Origin of the sequence: Imperialibacter sp., assembly GCF_048007035.1 — a bacterium.
Lineage (GTDB): Bacteria > Bacteroidota > Bacteroidia > Cytophagales > Cyclobacteriaceae > Imperialibacter.
Window position 1 is genome coordinate 1,651,063 of the sequence record NZ_CP180355.1, and the last position, 16,896, is coordinate 1,667,958.

The 16,896-nt window shown below is 44.2% G+C and carries 17 protein-coding genes; 10 read left to right on the forward strand and 7 right to left on the reverse strand.

The features are described from left to right. Window positions 1-41: 41 nt before the first annotated feature. The 3 genes from ACMVP2_RS07410 to ACMVP2_RS07420 all read left to right on the forward strand — a co-directional run bounded on the left by ACMVP2_RS07410 (window position 42) and on the right by ACMVP2_RS07420 (window position 1,906). Window positions 42-815 (forward strand): TMEM175 family protein, encoded by a 774-nt coding sequence (locus tag ACMVP2_RS07410; RefSeq protein ID WP_416867242.1) that lies wholly within the window; start codon window positions 42-44, stop codon window positions 813-815. Between the two features lie 16 nt (window positions 816-831). Continuing rightward, entirely contained in the window at window positions 832-1,224 is a 393-nt protein-coding gene (locus tag ACMVP2_RS07415; RefSeq protein ID WP_339790317.1) for an RDD family protein, read from the forward strand. A gap of 115 nt (window positions 1,225-1,339) precedes the next feature. After that, a complete protein-coding gene (locus tag ACMVP2_RS07420; RefSeq protein ID WP_416867243.1) occupies window positions 1,340-1,906 on the forward strand; it encodes a TIGR00645 family protein in 567 nt (188 codons plus the stop codon). Between the two features lie 197 nt (window positions 1,907-2,103). Here the strand turns inward: ACMVP2_RS07420 and ACMVP2_RS07425 are convergent, their stop codons facing one another. Beyond that, window positions 2,104-5,226, reverse strand: coding sequence for a VPS10 domain-containing protein (locus ACMVP2_RS07425; protein WP_416867244.1), 3,123 nt, complete (start codon window positions 5,224-5,226; stop codon window positions 2,104-2,106). 705 nt (window positions 5,227-5,931) lie between these two features. Here ACMVP2_RS07425 and ACMVP2_RS07430 point away from each other — a divergent pair. Next, window positions 5,932-6,411: a hypothetical protein gene (locus tag ACMVP2_RS07430; RefSeq protein WP_339790325.1), complete on the forward strand. Its 480-nt coding sequence runs from the start codon at window positions 5,932-5,934 to the stop codon at window positions 6,409-6,411. A 79-nt stretch (window positions 6,412-6,490) separates the two neighbouring features. On the opposite strand, the gene ACMVP2_RS07435 is transcribed toward ACMVP2_RS07430, so the two are convergent. From ACMVP2_RS07435 to ACMVP2_RS07445, 3 genes are all read right to left on the reverse strand, one after another. After that, on the reverse strand, window positions 6,491-6,910 hold the full coding sequence (locus ACMVP2_RS07435; protein WP_416867245.1) for a hypothetical protein: 420 nt from the start codon (window positions 6,908-6,910) through the stop codon (window positions 6,491-6,493). 123 nt (window positions 6,911-7,033) lie between these two features. After that, entirely contained in the window at window positions 7,034-7,747 is a 714-nt protein-coding gene (locus ACMVP2_RS07440; protein WP_152001035.1) for an ABC transporter ATP-binding protein, read from the reverse strand. Window positions 7,748-7,785: 38 nt separating this feature from the next. Continuing rightward, the gene (locus ACMVP2_RS07445; RefSeq protein WP_416867246.1) at window positions 7,786-9,024 is read right to left on the reverse strand and encodes an efflux RND transporter periplasmic adaptor subunit; all 1,239 of its coding nucleotides are present in this window, start codon (window positions 9,022-9,024) and stop codon (window positions 7,786-7,788) included. 469 nt (window positions 9,025-9,493) lie between these two features. Here ACMVP2_RS07445 and ACMVP2_RS07450 point away from each other — a divergent pair, with 469 nt between their 5' ends. Continuing rightward, window positions 9,494-10,030 carry a hypothetical protein gene (locus ACMVP2_RS07450; RefSeq protein ID WP_416867247.1) on the forward strand — a complete coding sequence of 179 codons (537 nt, stop codon included), beginning with the start codon at window positions 9,494-9,496 and terminating at the stop codon, window positions 10,028-10,030. Window positions 10,031-10,094: 64 nt separating this feature from the next. Here ACMVP2_RS07450 and ACMVP2_RS07455 read toward each other — a convergent pair whose 3' ends face one another. After that, the gene (locus tag ACMVP2_RS07455; protein ID WP_317488317.1) at window positions 10,095-10,520 is read right to left on the reverse strand and encodes a peptidylprolyl isomerase; all 426 of its coding nucleotides are present in this window, start codon (window positions 10,518-10,520) and stop codon (window positions 10,095-10,097) included. A 223-nt stretch (window positions 10,521-10,743) separates the two neighbouring features. Between ACMVP2_RS07455 and ACMVP2_RS07460 the strand changes: the two genes are divergently transcribed. The 5 genes from ACMVP2_RS07460 (at window position 10,744) to ACMVP2_RS07480 (ending at window position 15,824) form a co-directional block, all read left to right on the forward strand. Continuing rightward, window positions 10,744-12,129 carry a sigma-54 dependent transcriptional regulator gene (locus ACMVP2_RS07460; protein ID WP_317488318.1) on the forward strand — a complete coding sequence of 462 codons (1,386 nt, stop codon included), beginning with the start codon at window positions 10,744-10,746 and terminating at the stop codon, window positions 12,127-12,129. Further along, a complete protein-coding gene (locus tag ACMVP2_RS07465) occupies window positions 12,119-13,489 on the forward strand; it encodes a sensor histidine kinase (protein WP_317488319.1) in 1,371 nt (456 codons plus the stop codon). Before ACMVP2_RS07460 ends, ACMVP2_RS07465 begins: the two co-directional genes overlap by 11 nt. 69 nt (window positions 13,490-13,558) lie before the next feature. Continuing rightward, window positions 13,559-13,819, forward strand: coding sequence for an acyl carrier protein (acpP, locus tag ACMVP2_RS07470; protein ID WP_152001041.1), 261 nt, complete (start codon window positions 13,559-13,561; stop codon window positions 13,817-13,819). A 64-nt stretch (window positions 13,820-13,883) separates the two neighbouring features. After that, entirely contained in the window at window positions 13,884-14,714 is an 831-nt protein-coding gene (locus tag ACMVP2_RS07475; protein ID WP_416867248.1) for a UDP-2,3-diacylglucosamine diphosphatase, read from the forward strand. Window positions 14,715-14,732: 18 nt separating this feature from the next. After that, the gene (locus ACMVP2_RS07480; RefSeq protein WP_416867249.1) at window positions 14,733-15,824 is read left to right on the forward strand and encodes a glycosyltransferase family protein; all 1,092 of its coding nucleotides are present in this window, start codon (window positions 14,733-14,735) and stop codon (window positions 15,822-15,824) included. 45 nt (window positions 15,825-15,869) lie between these two features. On the opposite strand, the gene ACMVP2_RS07485 is transcribed toward ACMVP2_RS07480, so the two are convergent. Both ACMVP2_RS07485 and ACMVP2_RS07490 read right to left on the reverse strand, forming a co-directional pair. Then, window positions 15,870-16,391, reverse strand: coding sequence for a phosphoribosyltransferase family protein (locus tag ACMVP2_RS07485; RefSeq protein ID WP_416867250.1), 522 nt, complete (start codon window positions 16,389-16,391; stop codon window positions 15,870-15,872). Window positions 16,392-16,393: 2 nt separating this feature from the next. Next, complete coding sequence (locus ACMVP2_RS07490) at window positions 16,394-16,876, reverse strand: Lrp/AsnC family transcriptional regulator (RefSeq protein WP_317488324.1); 483 nt, start codon at window positions 16,874-16,876, stop codon at window positions 16,394-16,396. Window positions 16,877-16,896 lie beyond the last annotated feature (20 nt).

Below are 16,896 nucleotides of genomic sequence, written 5' to 3' on the forward strand. Positions count from 1 at the left end.
CGGGGCGTTGTATTTTGAAGAATAACCAACCCAATAGTTAAATGAGACAATTAGTCAAGAAAAAAGGAGAACCGATGTACGGTATTTTCACGGCAAGAGGTCGTGATGCCTCCCGGCTGGAGCAGCTAAGCGACTGCGTGTTTGCCCTGGCTATTACTATGTCTCTTTTGTCTACCCAGGCGCCCCGAAACTTCGACGAGTTGACGCTGTTTATTTCAGACGTAGTTCCGTTTACGTTGAGTATGGTAGCGGTCATGTGGATTTGGCATGGCCATTACCAGTTCTTTATGCGTTATGGGCTAAGAGACATGAGAATCATTGTACTGAACACCTTTATGATGCTCATTGTACTGTTCTTTATATATCCCCTCAAATTCCTCAGCACCTGGCTGGTTTCCTACTTCACCTTTCTTGTCAAAGCGTTGCTGATAAGCAATGAATACTTCAGAGAGCTGAACCAAATGGGGACACAGATGATCCCCTGGAGTGATATGCCCGAGCTGATGATTATCTATGACTGCGGCTTTCTGTCGATATACATAACCTTCGTTCTAATGTATCGGCATGCTATCAAAAATAGCCATCCGCTGAACTTGAATGAAGCGGAGGTGCATGCCACTAAATCCATTATCGCTCATTACACCGGTATAGTCGCTATCGGCCTCATTTCATTGTTCATTGCCTTACTCGGCTTCCTGATCGACTGGAAGTTCTCCGGGCTCTTTGCCGGGGTTATCTACGCTTTGATTGGGCCCGTCTCCTATTTCATAGGACGTAAATATGATAAGCCTCCTTCAGGCACCACAAGTAATTAGGTGGGTACCTCTCACTATGTCTATTGTCCCCGCCACATTTGATCAAAGGCTGCTTGCTCAGTCCATCGATATCACCTTCCTGCTCCCTTTTCTATTCATACTCGACGGGCTTTGGGAGACGGACTCTAACTGGTTTTGGGCAGTTTGCATTTTATTGTACCATGGCTATGCCGTGGGAATGGAGGCATCGGCGCTCAAGGCCACAGTAGGCAAAAAAATGGCGGGATTGAGCGTACGAATGGACGACGAAAGACCTGTTGGCCTTAAAAATGCAGTTGTGAGAAATTTGTGCAAATGGATTTCGCTGTTGCCTATTTCAGCTGGCTTTTTTATGATCTACCTACGGCGTGATGCCAGGTCATTTCACGACATCATCTCCAAAAGCAAAGTGGTGTCTGGTTCCAATTAACCGCCCAAACAGCCAAATCAAAAAGTAAAATAATTAGTTGGATAAATTTAATAAAACAACGTAGTTTCGGTGTGGTTTAAACGACCCACCTATATAAGGAATAAATCTATTCACCATGGCGAGATCAGGCGTTAAGCAATTTGAAGAGTTTTTTGAAAAGATCATTTTCTGGGGGCGCTGGGTACAGGCACCTATGTATTTGGGGCTTATCTTCGGTTCTTTCATGTACCTTTATAAGTTCTTCGAAGAACTCTATCACCTTTACGACGGGGTGGTTAGCTATACAGAGGCTCAGGTGATGCTTGGCATCTTGGGTTTGGTTGACATTAGCATGGTAATGAACCTAATTGTGATGGTCATTGTCGGTGGCTACTCCATTTTTACCAGTAAAATTGACGTTGATCACCACGAAGATAAGCCTCAGTGGCTTGAAGACCTTGATGCTGGCAAGTTGAAAATTAAGCTGGCTTCTTCGCTGGCATCCATTTCGGGTGTTCACCTGCTCAAAACTTTTATTGATGTGAGAGGTGCGAGAGACATGGAAGGCAATGAAGGTATCATAGTCGAAATCGCTATCCACCTAACTTTCATCGTTTCCGCTTTGCTTTTAGCCTACACTGAGAAAATCCAGCACTCATACCACGGTCATGGCGCTGCTGAGGGTGGTGACAGCCACCAATAAGAACTCATTGTAAAATATTTGTCAGTGCGCTGAATTCTTCAGCGCCCTTTCTTTTTCACAAAAAAAGCCACCTTTCGGTGGCTCTCATTTAGATTAGGTTGGTTAAATACCTATTCAATTTAGGTAAATTATTGAATATCCGAAATAACCCAACTCGTTTTCCTCTCGGGTTATTACTCAACCAGGAGGCTGTATCCTCATTCTATCAGCTGAATCTGTGCCTCTTTTACTTTTTCTTTATAGGTGCTCCAATCAGTCTGCACAAACTTACCAATGTTGGCTATCGGCGCTTTCACGGCCTCTTCGGCCTGGCTCAAAATCGTCTCCTGCGTCGGGGTGGCAATCATATAGGTGTCTCCAAGGTGGTTGGCCGCCAGGTTGATGATCGCCTCCACAGTTGTGGGATCTCTATAGATTCCCTGCATGTCCTCTTTACCAAAAATAGACTCCCTTAATGCTTTCACCTTTGCTTTGATGTCTTTCCCGGCACTTTTAAGCGCTTTAGACGCATCATCTTCTCTATCCGCCAGTAGCTTATCAACTCTTTCAACGGCAGCCAACGCCTCCCTGAGGTTATCCACGGCAATTGTTAGCTGGGTCACGGAAGCCTCCCACCGCTTGATCATAGCCAGCTTTCTCTCCCGTTCCTGAGGATTTATTGGTGTTACTCTTGGGTCGCTAAGAACTTTTACCTCTGTTGTCGCTATGTCTTCACCATGAACAACTTTTACAGTATAAGTGCCGGGCACAGCGGTAAAGCCACCACCATCGGCAGCTCCCGGCTTTGGCTTTGATGAGTCTGGTTCCCTTACCTCTTTGTACCGAAGATCCCACGAGGTTCGGTTGAATCCTTTTTTGGCATCGGCATACAGCGTACGAACAACCTGCCCCTCCTGGAGTATTTCTATCCTAACACTATCTTTTTTTCCGGCCGCCTCTTTCACATAAAAGGAAATCAGGGCTCCGTAAGGTCTGTTCTCACCAGCAAAAAGCCCGTCACCAGTGGCGCTGTATCCCTTAGCCCCTCTCGTGGTGCTTGCTGCATAGGCATCGGGCACATCAAATAACGCTAACGGCTTGTCGAGCAGTTGCTTTCCCTGCGTGGCCAGCGCTCTCATCGGACGAATATCGTCGAGCACATATACTGAACGCCCGTACGTGCCAATCACCAGGTCATGATCCCTCGGATGAATGACCAAATCCATTGTCGATGCCGTTGGGTAGCCATTTTTCCACTCAACCCAATTGGCGGCGCCATCAACCGTCATATACAGCCCAAATTCAGTTCCGACGAACATAAGCCTGGGCTCAATCGGATCCTGTACAAAGGAATGAACAAACCCTCTTACGGAGTTTTCATTTACCAGGCGCTTCCAGGTCTTTCCAAAGTCTTTCGTTTGAAACACCCATGGCGTCCAATCGTTTCTCCGGTAGTTGTTAATCACCACGAAAGCTTCCCCTTCATTGTAGCTGGATGCGTGCACCTGATTGACCCAGGAACCAGCAGGAACTCCTTTAATGTTCGTCGCAACGTTAGTCCAGGTTTTTCCCTTGTCTCTCGTTAGCTGAACATTGCCGTCGTCGGTTCCCACCCATATTATGTCCTTGCTGAGGCTACTTGGCGACACCGCCAAAATCGTTGTGTGGTTTTCTGCGCCTGTCACGTCATAGGTGATGCCCCCACTTTCGAGTTGCTTTTGCTTTGCAGGATCATTGGTGGTGAGGTCGGGCGAGATAATCTCCCAGGTCTTCCCCTTATCTGCCGAATAATGCAGAAACTGACTTCCCATATAAACGCCGTTGGCGTTGTGCGGATCCCTTGCTACACCGGCATTCCAGTTAAATCTGAGAAAGGTGCCTTCAGGATGCACAGGCTGCCTAAACTCAGAGTCGCCTGTTACCTTGTCATATAGCTGAATATTTCCTTTTTGCGATTGAGCAAATCCGTACCGTGAGTTTTCCAGGTCCGGAATCACATCAAAACCGTCGCCTCCGCCGATGCGGGTCCACTCAGAGTTATATATGAGGTTATTATTGTCACCCCTCCCTCTGACATACACACTGCTCGGCCCCGTCCACGATCCATTGTCCTGCAAACCACCATATATATTGAACGGAATGTCGTTATCCACGCTGATGTGATAAAACTGTCCTAAAGGCAGATTCTCAGGATAATACCAGGTAACACCTTTGTCTCTGGTCACACCCATTCCACCGTCATTTCCGATAAGCATGAAGCTTGGGTCGTCGGGGTGAATCCAAAAGGCGTGATTGTCGCCATGGAGCCGACCAACATTTGTGAAGGTCTTGAAAGTCTTTCCGCCATCCTCGCTTACTGTCGTGCCACTAAAAATATTGTATATCCTGTTCTCATTTGATGGATCCACATAAATCTCCGCATAATAAAACGGCCTGTCTCCGATATTTTTGGTGGTTACCAGCTTCCAGGTAAACCCACCATCCTCCGACTTGTAGAACCCGTTCTTTTTTGCCTCAACAATTGCGTAAACAACCTGCGGCTTTCCCGGTGCTATTGCCAATCCCATTTTGCCCAGCTCGCCTTCAGGCAGTCCATCCTCACTGGTAATCTTTTTCCAAGTTGTTCCTGCATCCATCGTTACATACATTCCTGAGCCGGCACCGCCAGACTTAAAGAACCAGGGCCACCTGCGAAACTCCCACATATTGGCAATGAATTTATTGGGATTGGTTGGATCACGTACCATCTCACCTATTCCCACTCTTTCATTTACGTACAAAATTTTACTCCAAGTCTTGCCCCCATCCGTCGTCTTGTACACACCTCGGTCGGGTGTGTCTTGCCAGGCAGACCCCTGCACACCGACGATCACCACGTCGGGGTTGAAAGGATCAACAAAAATCCGGTGAATATTGCGGGTGTTTTCCAACCCCATGTGCTTCCAGGTGGTGCCACCGTCATTCGACATGTATACCCCATTTCCCGAGTTATGGCTGTTTCTGGGATTCCCCTCTCCCGTGCCAACCCAAATAATATTTGGATTTCGCTGGTAGATGCTAATTGCACCGATGCTGGTTACCGGCTGACCATCAAAGATCGGTGTCCATTTATAGCCTCCGTTCTCTGATTTCCACAGACCACCAGAGGCCGACCCAACATAGATAATGTCTGGATTGGATAAGTCCACATCGAAGGCCGTTACTCTCCCACTCATTCCAGAAGGGCCGATGCTTCGTGCCGACAAATCCTGGAACAACTCACTATTGATAGCCTGCGCACTAATTAGCCCTGGCAAAAAAAGTAGCATCAGGCTTAACCTAAAGAAAATTCTATCCCGCATAATATTGATTGAGTTAGTTGATATACGGCCAAGTAAATACCAATCCCCTGCCTATAAAAAAAGTATTTATACGAGTGGTGCGTCGGACATGCTACCGCTGCACACTGTATTTTTCTGTTCGCCAGTTACTTACGGCGGGGAGTGCTAATTGAAAATTTAAACATTCGAAGAAGGAAGCTCAAAGCCAGTGCTCAGGAAGTTGCCTAATCACGAAGAATATAATTTTGCAGCGTTGTTAAGAATGCCTGTATTCTACTATCCAGGCAAGGAAATGCCAACAAAACGCAGAAACATATTCTGAATCAGGTCACAGTGAGGAAGAAGCCCTCTACAACAAGCGGGAATGGTTACAGGGTAAAAAATTGTATTTTTCATATTATATCGTTCAACAAACGGAAGATGGGAATTTGCTTTCATCGTCAACAAACCAGAGTACTCATTGTTGCCAGTTTTAATTAATTATCTGGATTAGTATCAAAAAATCAATAGAACGTCAGGAATATTAGACAATATATAAAACAGGCTTCACAACAAACGTTTTCGTTTTGAAGTCTTCAAAAATGACTGAAATAATACTTTTCTTATATGCAATTTACTGCCAATATTTTTTATTTAAGATTTGGTTAACGATATTTGTAAAAGACTTCAGGCGAAAATCATATTTAGCCGGTTGTTATTGATGTTAAACCGTAAACTAAAAACTTTATGAAAAGAGGACTACTTCTCGCCACGATGTTCATCGGAATGTCTTTTTCCGGGTATTCACAGGAATCGGATGTATTTTCCTTTAATTTTGTGGAGGACAAACTTGACGACAGCAGTGTAAATATGGCAGCAGTTGGCAGCCACTATATGGGATCTGACATCGCAGTTAAGTTAGAGCTTCTGAAAGATTCATATACATGGAAAGAAGAAGGCACTCCAAATAGCCCAACCACAAAAACTGTTGTTGAAAAACCAGCGATATATTACTCTCTTAAAAAGCTGGATAAGTACTACAAAAAGGCGATTAAGAAGGGTAATGTAACAGAGGAAGCCGCTAGAGAAGAATTTGTGAAGGCACTTGATATTGCACTGTTTATCAGATATCAGGAAACTGCTGCTTTCGAAGACAAGCTTAGAGAACTAAAAGAAGAATCAGAGATTGCTTTACTTTACACCAAGAAGGTTAAATTAGAGTTCTAAGACATTCAAGATAACCTGTAAGAGGGTTTTACTACTATCGATCAATCGTAGACAAAGGGGTGAATGCCCCTTTGTTCATTTACAGCCGTTTTGCGTCTGTGAGGATGAAGGTAAGCTGGTACACATCATCGTCGTTTAGCTCAAGTGTGCCCTCAAAAGTAAGTTCATCATCCATTTTTATTCCCTCCAACTTCTTCGCTGGGAATACCATCATCACCGACTCAGGCCCTGCTTCGCCACAAAAATAACAGGTTGCCATAGGATACCTGGACAACACAATCCCTTCAGACGACAGATCGATTGGAAGGTAAAAGCCTTTGATAACATACTTCTGCCCCTCCATTCTAAGTAGCTCGTCACCAAATTGAGGCACATAGAACACCGCTTTCTCTTCATCAATATACTTACTCTCAAATCTCACCCCTTCGAAGACTTTCCAGAGGTTTGGGTTCTGAAGCGGCGATACAAAAAGAGCAACACCCAAAAATAGCTGCAACATACGAGTAATATAGTTCCTCCGACAAAGATAGGCATCAACTACGTGGTGCTTGCCCCACTAAAATAAAAAGGCAGGAAGGTAAAAACCATCCTGCCTAGTTCGTATTAGTCCTTTAACTTTGATTTATACCATTGCCTTGTCCTTGGCATTGATGTTTTCAGAAACGATCTGACCATCGAACAAGTGAATGATTCTGTGAGCATATTCTGCGTCTATAGGAGAGTGAGTCACCATAATTACTGTAGTTCCTCCCTCGTTCAAATCGCTCAGCAAGTTCATAACTTCCTGGCCATTGGCAGAGTCAAGGTTTCCAGTGGGCTCATCCGCAAGAATCAGCTTAGGCTTTGCCACCACCGCTCTCGAAATCGCCACACGCTGCTGCTGACCACCAGAAAGCTGCTGAGGGAAGTGGTTCTTTCTGTGCATGATCTTCATCGACTCCATTACTTCCTCTACTCTCTTCTTGCGCTCAGCTGCAGAATATTTCAGGTAGATAAGCGGAAGTTCGATGTTTTCATACACTGTGAGTTCGTCGATCAGGTTGAAGCTTTGGAACACAAATCCAATATTAGCTTTTCTCAAATCCGCTCTCTGGCGTTCCGAGTGTTTCGAAATCTCCTGACCCATGAAGTGGAAATCGCCTTCAGACGGGTTGTCAAGCAGGCCAATGATGTTAAGCAAAGTTGACTTACCGCAACCAGACGGGCCCATGATAGCTACAAATTCGCTCTCACGTACTTCAAGATTAACTCCAGCTAAGGCAGTTGTTTCAATCTCATCTGTGTAGTAGAACTTTTTCAGTCCTACTGTTTTAATGACAGTTTTAGCATTTTCCATATGTATATGGTTAGAATATTGGTTTATTTATTTAAAAACTAATCGATCCTTATCCTGATAACCCTCGTAGGAAGAGACAACAACTTTCTCTCTGGTTGCAACCCTTCTAACACCTCGTAAAACCGTGGGTTCTGACGTCCCAATCTAATGTTCCTGCGTGTCGCAAAATCGCCGCTCGCATCCACTACAAATATCCAATTGCCACCTGTGGTCTGATAAAAACTTCCTCTTGGAATCTGTATCGCCTGAATGTTCTCGCTCAACTGCAAGCGAATCTGAAGGGTTTGCCCTCTTCTAATGCCGTCTGGCACGTCTCCTTCAAAATACATATCCACCTCAAACAGGCCATTTCTTACTTCGCCGTAGTTCTTCATGATTGTGAGCTCATAAGTCCCTCCCGCAAAGTCGAATGTGCCTTTCAACCCTTCGTATATTCTGGCCAGGTAGTGCTCATCAATTTGCGCCCTTACCTTAAACCCATTCGTGTCATCAATCTGGCCAATGTTTTGGCCAGGAGAAATTGACTCACCCACTTCACCATTTACTGTTGACAAACGTCCCGAAATAGGGGCCCTTATGTACAAATTCTCCAGGTTCTGGCGAATCATGTTAAGGTTGTTGTTTGTTCTCTGCAACAATGCCTGGGAGTTGTTGATAGTGTTTTCAGCGTTCAAAGAGTCTACCTTTTGAGACTTAACTTCAACAACCCTTGTTTTAATCAGCCTTTCATAGTCAAGCTTAGCCCTCAAAAACTCTTGTTCTGAAATTACCTTCTCCTTGAAAAGCTGCTCGCTTCTCTCATATAGATCCTTCGCCTGAGCAATCTGGTAGTCGAGCGTAATCAGTGTGCGCTGTAGCTGGAACAAACTCTGCTGCATCTGCAACCTTGTGTTTTGAAGCTGGTTCATCAATATGAACGCCTGAGTTTCCTCCCTTATGAAGCTTTGCAACAAATTATTGTTGGTCAGCTTTAAAATAGTATCACCCTTGTCTACCTGAATACCACCTTCGTAGTATTTCTTCTCAATAATACCACCCTCTATCGCATCCAATCGGATAGTCTTGATAGGCATGACCTGCCCATCGACAGGAATAAACTCCCTGAATTCTCCGTTCTGTACTTCAGCTACGTTTATTTTATCAACAGACACATTGAGCTTGGAGCTCCGGTCGGCAAAAACAAAACTGTAAATAACGAAAAGTACAAATGCGCCACTAAGCCCATAAATGGCGACTTTCTTAAGAGTAAACGTTTTCTTTTTAATTACACGATCCATTTGCTAAGATATTTCAAGTCCGTGCCAGTATCTCCAACAAAAATGCCACAAATTATAAAATACTGATTATCAATAAATTACGATTTGATTGGTTTTACGAAATAGTTCGATTATGTACACTTAGGGGCAGTGGGTGTTCGCTATTGAGCAAAAGGTGAGGATTAAAGAACAGGCAAAAAAAAAGATTCAGGCATTCGCCTGAATCTCAAGGTCAAAAACTCAAAATAAAAAGGACTAATCAAATCTTAATCCACAACAACACACGAATATAAAACAATCGGCTCTAAAATAAAATTCCTTCCCCCTAAATTTTGAATTTTTAGTCGTGTGGCTTTGGTCATTTGCCAAATAGTCTTTGTCGCCCAAATACCCCTAAGGCCTGACTCAGTATTGAAAAGTGGCCTGCTGCCGAAATGTACATCTCCAGACATCCTCTCAAAAAAGCTCCATTAGACTCTCTGAGGCTGTGATGCTAAAAAAGGTACAGAAACTGAAGGTTGTTGACGATACTGGCAGTATTTTTGCAACTGTACTGCGAAAGCACACTACTTATATGAAGCTACGGATATCAAAACGATTCATTTTACTACTGGGATTTGTCCTGGCACTGCTGGCCATTTATTCAGGTGGCCTGGTGACGGCACAACCAATGCAGGACCAAAATGGTGCAGCCAGTTTAGATTCCGGTCGGGTTTCTAACAAAGTTCGTTCGCAAATTGTGGAGCAGGCCGTCAGCCATAAGGGGCTGATTACTGATTCAAGGCTTGACTTTTCGCTTACCCCTACCGGCAGAAGTGAATTCGAATTGGCATTCGAAAACCCCTACAAATACCCTGTGAAGATCAAGATTTACAATATCATAGGCAATCTCATAGCCGAAGAAGAAGCAAAACCAGGGGCTTCGTTTACCAAAAAGTATAATTTTTCTGACGAGAAAATGAGGCTGTTTGTTGTTGAGGTGGGCAACCAGAAGCACAACCTTACCAAGAAGGTAACCACCATATAAAAAGTAAGCCCCGTATTTCTACAGGGCTTTTATTCGTATTAATGATTCAAGTTAAACAGGCCACTCAGCCTATCTCGACCAATTCTATCTGAAAAGTAAGGTCTTTGCCAGCCAGAGGGTGGTTAGCATCCAACACTATCTTATCTGGCTCAACAGCGGTAACAACCACAGGCCGTGATTTATCTCCATCGTTGATAGCGAGTTGCATTCCAATTTCCGGCTTTATGTCAGCAGGCACCTGGGCTATTGGAACTTCCACCAAAAGCTCGTCACTCCTTTCACCATAGGCCTCTTTGCTGGGGATGTTTGCTTCCCTTACTTCGCCCAAAGCCATTCCGAGCACGGCTTGTTCAAAACCTGGGATCATTTGCCCCTGCCCTAAAGTAAAGGCAAGAGGATCACGACCTTCCGAAGAGTCGAACACCGACCCGTCTTCCAACTTTCCTGTATAATGTACTTTTACCGGATGTCCATTTTTTGCTACTGACATGTCTTCCTTTTTTCTGTTTGCTAATTCTTTATGATTTAATTCAAAGGTATGGAAATATGGTTTTGATGAAAATCTATGCCGGGTAATGTTATGATTATGGACAGAAAATGTTCATATTCGTACATAAAAACCCCTTTAAAACTTCCTAACATTTTAATAATCAGCACTTTTACCTTTGGCACAGTACTGGTTATGTATTTAACAGAGCGGATAACTACAACTTATGGAATCAGATAAAGAACTTGGAAAGATATTAATCATTGATGACGACGAAGATGTGCTGCTTGCGGCCAAAATGCTGCTCAGGAAGCATGCGGAAAACGTGATCATAGAAAAAAACCCAAAGAAAATACCGTTTCTGCTCAACAACGACACCTACGACGTGATCCTTCTGGACATGAATTTCAGCAAGGACATAACCAGTGGAAAAGAAGGCTTTTATTGGCTGGAACAAATACTTGAACGGGAGCCAACGGCGGTGGTTATTCTTATCACTGCTTTTGGCGATGTAGAAATGGCTGTGAAGGCACTTAAGGAAGGGGCCACTGATTTTGTGTTGAAGCCATGGCAAAATGAGAAGCTGATTGCTACACTTTCTTCGGCAGCAAAGCTGAAGAAATCAAGAAATGAGGTTACGCAGCTAAAACAGGCAAAGCAGGCGCTAGAAGAAGGAATCAATCAGCCTTTTAAGGACATAATCGGGGAAAGCGATGCAATTAAGCAGGTATTTAACATCATTGACAAAGTGGCCCAAACGGATGCCAATGTCCTTATCCTCGGCGAGAACGGAACCGGGAAAGAGCTTATAGCCCGGGCACTCCACCAAAAGTCGCTGAGAAAAGACAAGGTGTTTATCGGGGTTGACATGGGCGCTATTACGGAAACACTGTTTGAGAGCGAGCTTTTTGGTCACAAAAAAGGTGCTTTCACTGATGCCAAAGACGACAGGGCTGGGAGGTTTGAGGCTGCGAACGGAGGCTCGTTGTTCCTGGATGAAATTGGAAACCTGAGTATGCAGCTTCAGAGCAAGCTGCTGACTGTGTTGCAAAAAAGAGAGGTAGTTCGGCTTGGCACCAACAAGTCCATTCCTGTGGACATCCGCCTGATCAGTGCCACGAATATGCCTATTTACGAAATGGTGGAAGAGAGCACATTTCGTCAAGATCTGCTTTATCGGATCAATACTGTTGAAATACACCTGCCGTCGCTGAGAGAAAGAATGGACGATATTCCGCTGCTTTGCGACCACTTTATTAAGATGTATTGCGGCAAGTACAGAAAGCCAATCAAAAAAATGTCGCCGATCGCTCTCAAGAAGCTGCAAAAATACCAGTGGCCAGGTAATATCAGGGAGCTGCAACATGCGCTGGAAAGAGCCATTATCATGAGCGACTCCAATATGTTGTCGCCTGACGATTTTTTCTTTTTGAATCAGAAAGCCGAGAGCAAAGCAGAAAGTGAGCCCGAAACGTTCAATTTGGACGATGTAGAAAAGTCGGTGATTCAAAAGGCCATCAACCGGCACGGAGGCAATATTTCAAAGGCAGCCAAGGAACTTGGATTAACAAGGGCTTCCCTTTACAGAAGAATGGAGAAGCATGGCCTTTAAAAGCTTCAAAGCTGCTTTGATTATTAGGGTTGTGCTGCTGATTGGCTCAATCTTCCTGCTTACACACTTGTATTACAACGATTCCTACGACCTGACCAAAGCGTTGGTTATCGGAATGATTGGCTATCAGGTATATGCTCTTTTCCACTATCTGGATAAGTCAAACAGGGAGATTGCCAACTTTCTCAGTTCCATCCAATACGACGACTTCTCCAACACCTATACATACAGAAATACCGGTGGCTCAATTGACTTGCTTTATGAGCAATTCAATAATGTAATGAAGAAGTTCAGGGACATCAGAGCCGAAAAGGAAGCGCAGTATACCTATTATAAAACCATCGTTCAGCACGTGGGCATTGGCATCATCACGTTTGACAAACATGGCGAAATTCAAATGCTCAATACCGCCGCCAAAAACCTGCTCCAGATTGGGCAAATAAAAAATATTTCGAACCTGAAAAGTATTAGCCAGGTACTTGTTGACGGGTTTTTTATGTTAAAAACAGGTGGCAGAGATCTGATAAAAATCGAGCGCAATGGAGAGGAAGTGCAGTTGGCTATTTATGCCATAGAGCTGACCATGCGGGGAGAGGAGTTCAAGCTTATTTCGCTTCAGAACATCAAAAGTGAGTTGGAAGAAAAGGAAATGGAGGCCTGGCAGAACCTGATCAGGGTGCTGACGCACGAAATAATGAACAGCGTGACACCTATTTCCTCGCTTGCAGGCACTGTCGAGTCGGAGCTTGGCCACCAGCTGAAAAATGGTGATGACGTGAACAGGATCACCAATGAAGAAATTCAGGACTTGTACCTGGCTGTGCAAACTATTCACCGGAGAAGTGACAGCTTGATTAAGTTCGTTTCTGATTTCCGAAACCTGACGAGGCTCACCATGCCCAAGCTGGCCCAAACCAAGGTGCGTGACCTGCTCGACCATGTACTCATGCTTTTAAAATATGAAATAGAACGGGGAGAAATAAAACTCACTTACAAGGTAGAACCCAAGAACCTTGAAGTGCTGGTGGACAAAGAGCAAATTGAGCAGGTATTGATCAACCTGGTGAAAAATGCTATTCAAGCGCTTGAGGAAAACGATGAAATGGACAAGGAAAAACTTTTGATCATTTCGGCCAACGGACTTGAAAACAACAGCGTGTCAATTTCCATTACCGACAATGGCCCCGGCATTGAAGAAGATGCGCTCAAAAAGATTTTTATCCCCTTCTTTACCACCAAGAAAAGTGGCTCCGGCATTGGTTTAAGCTTGTCAAAACAGATCATGAGGCAGCACAAGGGGTCGATCTCAGTGAAGTCCGTCATCAACCAGGGCACTGAGTTTGTGCTGAGGTTTAGCTAATCCAAAAATCTCATTTTCAGTTTCGTTTTTGCTCCATAATGGATAGATTTACTATTCACCCTAATTGAAATGGGAAGCACTCTGGAGACCGTACGTTCTATTTTAGCTGACAAGCTGGCCTGCCCGTTGTCGAAAGTAACGCCTGATGCGTCTTTCTATAAAGACCTTGGGATAGACTCGCTGGACTATGCGGAGCTGGTAATGGAGCTGGAAAGAGAGTTTGATATTACCATTCCCAGTTCAGAAGCCTCAAGAATTACCACAGTTAGCCAGGTAATTGACTACATCAACCGCCGGATCAAGGCCTGCAAAGGGCTCTCAAATTATTGATTTGATAAAGTGCACATAAAGGTGCAGTAATTGCCCAATCCTACCTTTGAGGAAAGGTGGGAGTGTGAAGGATTATTATAAAACCATTGTTCTTTCTGATATTCACCTGGGGCGCAGAGGTTCCAGACACAAAGATGTGATCAGTTTTTTGAAACAGAGCATTTGTGAGAACCTGATTTTAAACGGCGACATTGTAGACCGCTTCAGCTATAATAAACCAGAGCTTTGGAAAAAAAGACACTGGAGGTTTATAAAAGCGCTTTCTCAAAAGGTAGCCGAGCATAACACCGCCATCACATTTGTTAAAGGCAATAGCGACGAGTTGCCGAACGACCTGCTTCCACTCGAAATGGGAGCTTTGAAACTGGTCGATAGATTGGAGTACGAGTCAAATGGCAAGAAATTTCTTGTCGTTCACGGCGACATTTTCGACACCTATAAGGGGCAATTCAGGTGGCTTGCCAGCCTTGGCAAAAAAGCCCATGGCATGCTCTTTTGGTTTCACCATCAGGTGCACAAGCTAAAAGCTGCGATTGGTATGAGAAACATGCCCTTCTCCGAAAAGGTGAATAGCAGATTGCCAATAGCGAGCAGGTTTATTGAAATTTACGAGCAATCGCTTTGTCAGCTCGCAAAAAACGGCGGCTACGACGGTATTATTTGTGGGCATTTGCATATACCCGCTATCAAGACGATAGATGGGATGGTTTACATGAATTCAGGCGACTGGCTTTCATCTGGATCTGCGCTGGTTGAATATCCCAACGGTGAATGGAAACATGTGTTCTACACCGAATCTCAAAGAGCCTTGTATGAAGAACTGGAAAATGAAGAAAAAGGCTTGAAATACTTAAACATTTATCCTTCTTTGAGGAGTGGATTTCTGAATCTGTAATTTTAGATCACTTCCTGAATGCCAACCAGTCCGAAAAGGTTTCTTTTTATTGTCCAGGGTGAAGGGCGTGGTCATATGACGCAGGCCATTTCATTGTTTGAAATGCTAACCGCCGCTGGCCAAGAAGTTGTGCATGTAGTAGTTGGGAGAAGCTCCCGGCGAGAAATGCCCTCATTTTTTCAAAACAGAATTACCTGCCCGCTCACCGGTATCTCCAGCCCAAATTTTGTAGCAGACAAAAACAACAAATCGGTAAAAATAGGCCCAACCATTACTCACAACCTCGTTCATTTTTCCAACTATGTGCAGAGCCTAAAAATGCTCAACAACATAGTTAAAGAGACAAAGCCAGACGTAATTATAAACTTTTACGATTTCCTTGGTGGCCTGTATAATGGACTCTACAAGCCAAAGGCCGAATACATATGCATTGGCCATCAGTATCTGGCCTACCATAATCACTTTCCGTTTCCAAATAAACAGGGCTTCAACAAAAACTTGTTGCTTAACAACAACAAGCTGACCGCCTGGGGAGCTAAAAAGCTGCTGGCTTTGTCATTTGCCGCCTACCCGGAAGACAAAAAAAGTGGTGTGGTGGTGGTTCCGCCGTTGCTCAGGAAAGAGGTAATGAAGCTTGAACCAACTGAAGGCGATTTCATTCTCACCTATATGGTAAATGATGGCTATAGCAAAGAAATAGAGTCATGGCATGCCAGCAACCCGTCGGTAAAGGTTCAGTCGTTTTGGGACAAAAAAGGAATGCCAAATCCTCATCGTGTAGACGACACGCTCACTTTCCATCAATTGAGCGATACCATGTTTCTCCAGCTTATGAGCCAGTGCAAAGCATATGTCAGCACGGCAGGTTTCGAGTCTATTTGCGAGGCCATGTACCTTGGCAAGCCCGTAATGATGGTGCCTGTGCAGGGCCATTATGAGCAAGCCTGCAATGCGCTGGATGCCGTTCAGGCAGGAGCTGGCGTAAGTTCGGAGTCGTTTAACCTGACCAAGGTCATCGACTATCTACCTAATCATCAACCGATAGTGGGCAAGTTCAGAGAGTGGACGGATCGTTGTGAAGAGCTTATTTTACAGGAGCTCCTGGGCTAGATTTTTTTGATTCCCGCTGTCTTTGGTAGCCGCTGGGCAAAAATTTTAGTAAAGATAAACACCCATCCCTTTGCCCAGCACCACCTCTACATGTTCGTCTATTGTGGTGGAGAGTTCGAAGCCCTTGTAATTGGCACTAATGGGAAATCTTTTGTGGCTACGATCAACTAACGTGGCAGTTTCAAGCCTTTTGATTTCAGCATTTAGTAAAACACTCATTCCGTAGGCCATGGTGCGCCCGCTGTTAAGCACATCATCCACCAGCACCACGCACTTGTTTTTGAGGCTCTCTGGCGTACAGTTGAGTTTTATCTCACCTGCGGAAGGATCGTCCTTATTTATGTCGAGCCTGACCAGGCTTAACTTCATTTTTGCTATGCCTTCCATTTCCTCAAGCAGCTTTTTGGCAATCTCAAACCCCTTGTCATATATGCCAACAAGCACTATTTCTTTTTCGTCAAGATTGAACTCAACAATCTCAAAAGCCATTCTTCGAAGCTTTTGAAGCACTTGTGGCTTGTCCAATATCATGTTACGGCGGGTAGCCGTCTGCTGAATCTTAGGCATTCTTACTGAGGAATTGGTAGAACTTTACTGTCCTTAAAGGTAGCAAGAATTACCATGGATTGGAGGCTGTCGACTACTTCAATTTCGCTCACCTTCTCCAGCATGAGCTTTTGATAGGAGGCAATGTCTTTGGCGATTACTTTCAAAATAAAGTCGCCGCTTCCAGTAATGTGATGGCACTCAATCACATCTTCAATCCTGTTTATTTCGTCGAGAAATTTATCTATATTTCTCTTGTTGTGGCCTTTTAAAGTTACTTGCACAAAAGTGCTAACCCCTAAACCAATTTTTTCTGTATCAAGCTTTGCGTGATAGCTTTTGATAAGCCCGGAAGTTTCGAGCTTCTTTACTCTTTCAAGTGTCGGAGCGGGAGAAAGTCCAATTTCCTTGGAGAGTTGGGCGTTAGTAATTTTGGCATTAGACTGAAGAATTTCCAAAATCTTTCGATCAGTCTTATCCAGTTTAACATTCAGGTTACTCATCATATGGGTTGCCAAATAAAATT

Excerpts from the sequence above, each read along its gene's own strand:
- ACMVP2_RS07410 (WP_416867242.1), top strand. The coding sequence starts at position 42 with ATGAGACAATTAGTCAAGAAAAAAGGAGAACCGATGTACGGTATTTTC.
- ACMVP2_RS07415 (WP_339790317.1), top strand. The coding sequence starts at position 832 with ATGTCTATTGTCCCCGCCACATTTGATCAAAGGCTGCTTGCTCAGTCC.
- ACMVP2_RS07420 (WP_416867243.1), top strand. The coding sequence starts at position 1,340 with ATGGCGAGATCAGGCGTTAAGCAATTTGAAGAGTTTTTTGAAAAGATC.
- ACMVP2_RS07425 (WP_416867244.1), bottom strand. The coding sequence starts at position 5,226 with ATGCGGGATAGAATTTTCTTTAGGTTAAGCCTGATGCTACTTTTTTTG.
- ACMVP2_RS07430 (WP_339790325.1), top strand. The coding sequence starts at position 5,932 with ATGAAAAGAGGACTACTTCTCGCCACGATGTTCATCGGAATGTCTTTT.
- ACMVP2_RS07435 (WP_416867245.1), bottom strand. The coding sequence starts at position 6,910 with ATGTTGCAGCTATTTTTGGGTGTTGCTCTTTTTGTATCGCCGCTTCAG.
- ACMVP2_RS07440 (WP_152001035.1), bottom strand. The coding sequence starts at position 7,747 with ATGGAAAATGCTAAAACTGTCATTAAAACAGTAGGACTGAAAAAGTTC.
- ACMVP2_RS07445 (WP_416867246.1), bottom strand. The coding sequence starts at position 9,024 with ATGGATCGTGTAATTAAAAAGAAAACGTTTACTCTTAAGAAAGTCGCC.
- ACMVP2_RS07450 (WP_416867247.1), top strand. The coding sequence starts at position 9,494 with ATGCTAAAAAAGGTACAGAAACTGAAGGTTGTTGACGATACTGGCAGT.
- ACMVP2_RS07455 (WP_317488317.1), bottom strand. The coding sequence starts at position 10,520 with ATGTCAGTAGCAAAAAATGGACATCCGGTAAAAGTACATTATACAGGA.
- ACMVP2_RS07460 (WP_317488318.1), top strand. The coding sequence starts at position 10,744 with ATGGAATCAGATAAAGAACTTGGAAAGATATTAATCATTGATGACGAC.
- ACMVP2_RS07465 (WP_317488319.1), top strand. The coding sequence starts at position 12,119 with ATGGCCTTTAAAAGCTTCAAAGCTGCTTTGATTATTAGGGTTGTGCTG.
- acpP (WP_152001041.1), top strand. The coding sequence starts at position 13,559 with ATGGGAAGCACTCTGGAGACCGTACGTTCTATTTTAGCTGACAAGCTG.
- ACMVP2_RS07480 (WP_416867249.1), top strand. The coding sequence starts at position 14,733 with ATGCCAACCAGTCCGAAAAGGTTTCTTTTTATTGTCCAGGGTGAAGGG.
- ACMVP2_RS07485 (WP_416867250.1), bottom strand. The coding sequence starts at position 16,391 with ATGCCTAAGATTCAGCAGACGGCTACCCGCCGTAACATGATATTGGAC.
- ACMVP2_RS07490 (WP_317488324.1), bottom strand. The coding sequence starts at position 16,876 with ATGATGAGTAACCTGAATGTTAAACTGGATAAGACTGATCGAAAGATT.